The organism is Roseomonas sp. GC11, from assembly GCF_024437745.1.
GTDB lineage: Bacteria > Pseudomonadota > Alphaproteobacteria > Acetobacterales > Acetobacteraceae > Pseudoroseomonas.
Genome location: NZ_JANFNY010000145.1, coordinates 1 through 6,245, shown reverse-complemented (window position 1 = coordinate 6,245; position 6,245 = coordinate 1). Strand labels below are relative to the sequence as shown.

At 71.7% G+C, this 6,245-nt stretch carries 8 protein-coding genes; 5 read left to right on the top strand and 3 right to left on the bottom strand.

Annotated elements, in window-relative coordinates; all coding sequences use genetic code 11:
* The coding region (locus tag NON00_RS23740; protein ID WP_256025269.1) for a hypothetical protein at positions 1-201 on the bottom strand (201 nt) is incomplete at its 3' end.
* A 307-nt stretch (positions 202-508) separates the two neighbouring features.
* Here NON00_RS23740 and NON00_RS23735 point away from each other — a divergent pair.
* The 5 genes from NON00_RS23735 to NON00_RS23715 are packed head-to-tail and all read left to right on the top strand — an operon-like array spanning position 509 to position 5,253.
* Positions 509-898: a DVU3141 family protein gene (locus tag NON00_RS23735; protein ID WP_256025268.1), complete on the top strand. Its 390-nt coding sequence runs from the start codon at positions 509-511 to the stop codon at positions 896-898.
* Positions 895-1,695, top strand: a complete 801-nt coding sequence (locus NON00_RS23730) for an ABC transporter permease (RefSeq protein WP_256025267.1) — start codon at positions 895-897, stop codon at positions 1,693-1,695. Before NON00_RS23735 ends, NON00_RS23730 begins: the two co-directional genes overlap by 4 nt.
* A gap of 4 nt (positions 1,696-1,699) precedes the next feature.
* Entirely contained in the window at positions 1,700-2,347 is a 648-nt protein-coding gene (locus tag NON00_RS23725) for an ATP-binding cassette domain-containing protein (protein WP_256025266.1), read from the top strand.
* A gap of 7 nt (positions 2,348-2,354) precedes the next feature.
* Entirely contained in the window at positions 2,355-3,530 is a 1,176-nt protein-coding gene (locus NON00_RS23720) for a capsule biosynthesis protein (RefSeq protein ID WP_256025265.1), read from the top strand.
* Positions 3,520-5,253 (top strand): polysaccharide biosynthesis/export family protein, encoded by a 1,734-nt coding sequence (locus NON00_RS23715; protein ID WP_256025264.1) that lies wholly within the window; start codon positions 3,520-3,522, stop codon positions 5,251-5,253. The genes NON00_RS23720 and NON00_RS23715 overlap by 11 nt, the downstream gene beginning before the upstream one ends.
* A 117-nt stretch (positions 5,254-5,370) precedes the next feature.
* On the opposite strand, the gene bluB is transcribed toward NON00_RS23715, so the two are convergent.
* Positions 5,371-6,006: a 5,6-dimethylbenzimidazole synthase gene (gene bluB, locus NON00_RS23710; protein ID WP_256025262.1), complete on the bottom strand. Its 636-nt coding sequence runs from the start codon at positions 6,004-6,006 to the stop codon at positions 5,371-5,373.
* Positions 6,003-6,245: hypothetical protein (locus tag NON00_RS23705; RefSeq protein WP_256025261.1), on the bottom strand; the 243-nt coding region annotated here is incomplete at its 5' end. The genes NON00_RS23705 and bluB, both read right to left, overlap by 4 nt.

The window sequence follows — 6,245 nt, the reverse complement described above, 5'->3', positions numbered from 1 at the left end:
GGGGGGGTAGGGGGGGGGGGCGGCGGCCCGGGCCAGGGCCTCGGGCGTGGCGGGCGGCGGCGCGGCCAGCAGCCCGGCCAGGGGATGGTCCGGCGGCGCCAGGGACGGGAGCGGGGGCGGGAGCAGGGGCAGCAGGGCGACGGGGCGGCGGCGCCCGGCGAAGGCGGGGCTGCGCAGCAGGCCGGTGCTGTAGCGCAGCACCTCCCCCGGCAGGCGGGCCGGCGCGGCGACGCCCTGTGGCAGGGCGAGCCAGGCCGCGTGCGCGGCGGGGGCCGGGCGCAGCTCGGGCCAGAAGGCCGCGAGATGCGCGGCCTCCCTGGGGCAGGCGGCGGGGAAGGCGAGGGTTCCGGGAAGGGGGGTCAGCGCGCGGCCCGTGATGTGATTTTGTTCAGAAAAAGCTCAATAAACCGTGAGTATGATGCGCGCCTGGAATTTTGCCAGCACGCTTGCGATGCGGTAGATTTGCGCCATGCATGATCGCCTACAAGCCTGCGTGAGCGGGAAGTCCATGGGTTGGGTTTTCCGCGCCCTGGCGCGCGGTCCCCTTGCCTTGATTCTGCTGGCCCTGGCCGGCTGCGGCAGCGTGCCCGGCGGCTGGGGGCGCGGCAGCGTGCCGCCGGCCCAGGCCAGCCTGCCGCCGCCGCGCCCGGCCGACCCCCTGGCCGCCTTCGCCGCCGAGGCCCAGCCGGGCCAGGAAGCGGTGCTGGCCCCCGCCGCCGGGCAGGCGCCGGTGCCGGTGCGCGTGGCGCGCGCCTACAATGCCGGCAGCGGCCGCCTCTGCAAGGAACTGACCGTGGGCGGCGGCGCGCAGGCCCGGCCGCAGCTCTATTGCGGCGATGCCCAGGGCTGGGAAGCGGCCCGCCCCCTGCTGCGCGGTGGAGCGGTGCCCCGGCCGTGATCGGCGAGGTTCCCCGCCGCACGCCCTCGGGCCCGCTGGCCACGCAGCTGCGGGTCATCGGCGCGCTCATCATGCGCGAACTGCTGACGCGCTTCGGCCGCAGCCGCACCGGCTATTTCTGGCTGCTGGCCGAGCCGATGATGCTCGCCATCTCGATCTCGTCGCTGCACGTGCTCAGCGGGCACGACCTGCCGAACGGCCTGCCGACCTTCTGGTTCTACGCGATGGGCTACACGCCCTTCGTCATGTTCCGCTCGATCGTCAACCGCGGCGCGAACGTGATCGATGCGAACATGTCGCTGCTCTACCACCGCAACATCACGCTGCTCGACCTCTCCATCGCCCGCAACATGATGGAAGCGGTGGTGTGCAGCACCATCATCCTGCTGTTCATGACGGTGGCCGCCCTCTTCTTCGACGAATGGCCGCACCGCCCGGCGCTGTTCTTCCTGGGGCTGATCGAGAGCGCCCTGCTGGCGCATGGCTTCGCCATGCTGCTGGCCTCGCTCGAGGTGTTCTACGAGCCGGTCGAGCGCTTCGTGCACCCGATCACCTACATGCTCATGCCGATCTCGGCCACCTTCTACATGCTGAGCAGCCTGCCCTACGAGGCGCGGGAGGCCATGCTGTGGAACCCCATCGTACACGTCCACGAGATGAACCGCTGGGCGATGTTCGGGGACCGCATCGTCCCGTACTATGACATCTCCTATGTCTGGCTGTGGATCATCGGGCTGAACCTGCTCGGCATGGCGGGCCTGCGGGCGGCGCGGCCGCGCCTGACCATGATGGAGTGAGGCGGTGCTGGAACTGGAGAACGTCTGGAAGGTCTTCGAGACGCGCCAGGGCCGCAAGGAAGTGCTGCGCGGCGCCTATGCCCGCATCCGCAAGGGCGAGCATGTCGGCATCCTCGGCCGCAACGGCGCGGGCAAGTCCACCCTGATGCGCGTCCTCGCCGGGGTGGAGCGGCCGACGCGCGGGCGCGTCCGCTGCAGCATGAGCATGTCCTGGCCGATCGGGAAAAGCTTCGGCATCCAGAGCAGCCTGACCGGCGAGGCCAATGCCCGCTTCATCGCCCGCGTCTACGGCACCCCGGTGCAGGAGACCGTCGACTTCGTCGAGGACTTCGCCGAGCTTGGCCCCTATTTCCGCGAGCCGGTGCGGACCTACTCCTCCGGCATGACCTCGCGCCTGCTGATGGCGCTGTCCTTCTCGGTCGATTTCGAATGCTACCTGGTGGACGAGGCGCTCTCCACCGGCGATGCGCGCTTCGCCGACAAGTGCCGCGCGGCGCTCGACCTGCGGCGTGCCGATGCCGGCATCCTGCTGGTGTCCCACAACGCGCAGCACGTCAAAAAGTACTGCGATACCGCTGCGATCCTGCGCAACGGCATGCTGGAATTCTATGAGGACGTCGATGAAGCTATCGCCGCCTACCAGGGTCTCTGACCCCGGCGTGACAGACGCGGCCAGCCGCCCCGCCGCCGCCTCTGCCGTTGCCGCCCCTGCCGCCCCCCGCAACGCGGTGCCACGCCGGCGCGGCTGGCTGTGGCGGCGGCGCTTCTACATGCTGCTCGTCGTCCTGCCGACGCTGCTCGCCGCGCTCTACCTCTATGGCATCGCCGCGGGGCAATACGCCTCCGAGGCCCGCTTCCTGGTCAGCGGCGGCACCGCGCGCGCCTCCAGCAGCAGCGGCATCAGCGAGCTTATCAGCAGCGCGGGCTATACCGCCATCGCCCAGAACGTGCTGGCGGTGCGCGACTACCTGCAATCGCCCGACGCGCTCGACGCGCTGGTCGAGAACATCAACCTGATCGACATCTACCGCCGCCCGGAGGCCGACTTGCCGGCCATGCTCTGGATGGCCGACCCGCCCAAGGAACTGCTGCTGCTCTACCACAACTCGATGACCACGCTGACCATCGACAGCACCTCGGGCATCATCACGCTGCGCAGCCGCGCCTTCCGCGCCGACGACGCCCGCACCCTGGTGGAGGAGCAGCTGCGCCTGGCGGAGAACTTCGTCAACCGCCTCTCCGACCGCGCCCGCGAGGAGGCGCTGCGCATCGCCCGCGCCGAGCTGCGCATCGCCGAGCAGCGGGTGCGCGACAGCCAGACCGCCGTCGCCACCTGGCGCCAGCGCGAGCGCGCGGTGGACCCGCAGAGCAACGCCCAGATCGGCATGAACTCGCTCAGCGCGCTCGAGGCCCAGCTGACGACGGCGCGTGCCGAGCTGCAGGAGAAGCTCGCCTTCCTGCGCGGCGACAACCCGCAGATCCAGCTGCTGCGCAACCGCATCGGCTCGCTCGAGCGCGAGATCCGCGAGCACCGCCAGCGCCTGACCCTCGGCGCCGACGCGCTGCCGGAGCAGATGGCCACCTATGAGCGGCTGCTGCTGGAGCGGGATTTCGCCGACAAGCAGCTGGCCTCGGCCACCGCCTCGCTCGAGCTGGCGCGGCAGGATGCCCAGCGCCAGCAGCTTTTCGTCACCCGCGTGGTGCAGCCCGGAATCGCCGAGCTGCCGCTCTACCCCCGCGCCGGGCTGATCGTGGTGAGTATGTTCCTGCTGCTGTCCGTGCTCTACGGCATCGGCTGGATGATGATGACGGGGATGCGCGAACATGCTTTCTAGCCGAGTCCTCCTGACCAGCGCGCTCGCGCTGCTGGTCGCGGTCCAGGCCCCGGCGCGGGCCCAGCAGAACCCGCTCTCCTCCCCCACGCTGGGCAGCCAGGGGACGCAGGGTGTCAGCACCGTGCCGCAGCTGCTGCCCGACAGCAGCCTGACCAGCCGCGCCGGCGCCGCCACCGAGGCCGAGGCCGGCGCCATCGCCGAGGGCCCGCTCTCCGAGCCGCGCCGCCCGGCGGGGCCGAGCCGCACGGTCTTCGGCGCCGCGCTCTTCGCCCGCAACGCGCCGAGCCCCTCCGACACCGGCAACCCCAATTACCGCCTGGGCAATGGCGACAAGGTCAGCGTCCGCGTCTGGGGCCCGGTCGAGGCCGAGGTGATGGGCGCCATCGATGTCGACGGCAATCTCTTCCTGCCCGGCGTCGGCCCGCTGCGCCTGGCCGGCGTCCGCGCCGGCGACCTCCAGCGCACCGTCGAGGGCGAGCTGCGCCGCATCTACACCCAGCAGGTGCAGGTCTATGCGGTGCTGCTCTCCTCCTCGCAGATCGGCGTCTATGTCACCGGCTTCGTGAAGACGCCGGGCCGCCACATGGGCTCCGCCTCGGACACGGTGCTCGACTTCCTGCTGCGCGCCGGCGGCGTGGACCCGGTGCGCGGCTCCTACCGCGACATCGTCATCAACCGCGGCGGCCGCAGCGTCGTCCGCATCGACCTCTACCCCTTCCTGCTGCAGGGCAAGCTGCCCGCCATCCAGCTGCAGGACGGCGATACCGTGCTGGTCGGCAAGCAGGGCGCCACCGTCTCGGCCGATGGCGCCATCCGCAACAACTACCTCTTCGAGGTTGCCGGCCGCAGCATGACCGGCGGCGAGCTGATGGACCTCTCCGCCCCGCTGCCCTCGGCCACCAACGCCGTCATCCGCGGCACCCGCAATGGCGAGCCCTGGTCGCGCTACGTCACCACCACCGAGCTGCGCCGCGTCGCGCTGCAGGACCAGGACGTCGTCACCTTCATCACCGACGCGCCGGCCCCCACCGTGCGCCTCTTCGTCGAGGGCAGCCGCCTCGGCCCCTCGGTGCTGGTGGCCGACCGTGACGCCAACCTGTGCCAGGTGCTCGACTATATCGCCGTCGATCCCAGCATCGCCGATACCCGGTCGGTCTTCCTGCTGCGCCAGCGCATCGCCGCCCAGCAGCAGCGCACCATCAACGAGGCCGTGGACCGGCTGGAGCGCCAGCTCTTCACCGCCACCTCCAGCACCACCGGCGTGGCCGAGATCCGTGCCAGCGAGGCCCAGCTGGTGTCCAGCTACATCCAGCGCAGCCGGCGCCTGCAGCCGGAAGGCCGCCTCATCGCCGTCGATGACTCCGGCCGCTGCACCCGCATCCGCCTGGAGGATGGCGACACCATCGTCATCCCCGCCCTCTCCGACACGGTCATGGTCGCGGGCGAGGTCACCACGCCCATGGCCATCGTCTGGCGCCCGGACATGACGATCGAGGACTATGTGAAGGCCGCCGGCGGCTTCACCCAGCGTGGCGACACCAGCAACATCATGATCCGCCGCCCGAGCGGCCAGATCCTCCTCGACCCGCGCGAGGGCCCGCGCCCCGGCGACGAGCTGATCGCCCTGCCGCGCCTCGACCCCAAGGCCTTCCAGGTGGGGCGCGACCTGCTCCAGCTCATCTACCAGAGCGCCCTTTCGGCCCGCGTCTTCACCAACAACTGACCCTCACCCCTGGGGAGGGCCGGACCTCCCCGATGGGTTTCCAAAGGCCCCAGGCCTTTGGTCGGGAGAGTTTGAGAGGGGCGAAGCCCCTCTCAAGAGCCCCTCCCCCCCCGCCGGCTAAACCCAGCGCCTCGGCGTCCGCCGCCGTTCTTCCCAGCCTTCCCGCTGCAATTCCGGCATTTCTTCCTCAACCAGCGGCCAGCCCAGGCAGAAATAGCCGATCAGCCGCCACGCCTCGGGCACATCGAGGGCGGCGCGCACCACCTCGGGCTCCAGGATCGACACCCAGCCCAGCCCCAGCCCCTCCGCCCGCGCGGCCAGCCAGAGGGTATGGGCGGCCATCACCGCCGAATAATCCAGCGTCAGCGGCATGGTGGCCCGGCCGAGGCCATGGCCCTGCTCCGGGTCGGGCAGGCAGAACAGGGCGAACTGGCAGGGCGCCTGGTCCAGCCCCTCCAGCTTCAGCCGGGCATAGAGGCCGGCGCGCCCGGGGGCCTGCCCCTCCAGCGCCGCGGCATTGGCGCGCAGGAAGCTGGCCCGCACCGCCGCGCGGCGCGCCGCCGCCTCCACGACCACGAAGCGCCAGGGCTGGCTCAGCCCCACCGAGGGGGCGAGATCCGCCAGATCCAGCAGCCGCTCCAGCAGGGCGCGCGGCACCGGGTCGGGGCGGAAATGCCGCACATCGCGGCGCCAGCGCAGCAGCGCCTCGAAGCCGGCGCGGAAGGGTGGGCCGAATTCCGGCGGCGCCGTCACGCCCCCTCCGCCACCACGCGGGCGCGGCGGAAATGCCGGGCCTCCAGCAGGTCCAGCCGCTGCCCCACCGCATCCGCCGCCGCATGGCCCAGGCTGGTCACGCCGATGCCGATCTCCCGCTCCTCCAGCGCCGTGGCCGGGCTGGCGATCTCGATCCACAGCCGCCGGCCGCCCGGCGCCACGCCCAGGCTGGCCACGCCGCGCCCGCCGGCCGGCAGCGCCACGCGCCGGGCCCCGGC

Excerpts from the sequence above, each read along its gene's own strand:
- NON00_RS23735 (WP_256025268.1), top strand. The coding sequence starts at position 509 with ATGGGTTGGGTTTTCCGCGCCCTGGCGCGCGGTCCCCTTGCCTTGATT.
- NON00_RS23715 (WP_256025264.1), top strand. The coding sequence starts at position 3,520 with ATGCTTTCTAGCCGAGTCCTCCTGACCAGCGCGCTCGCGCTGCTGGTC.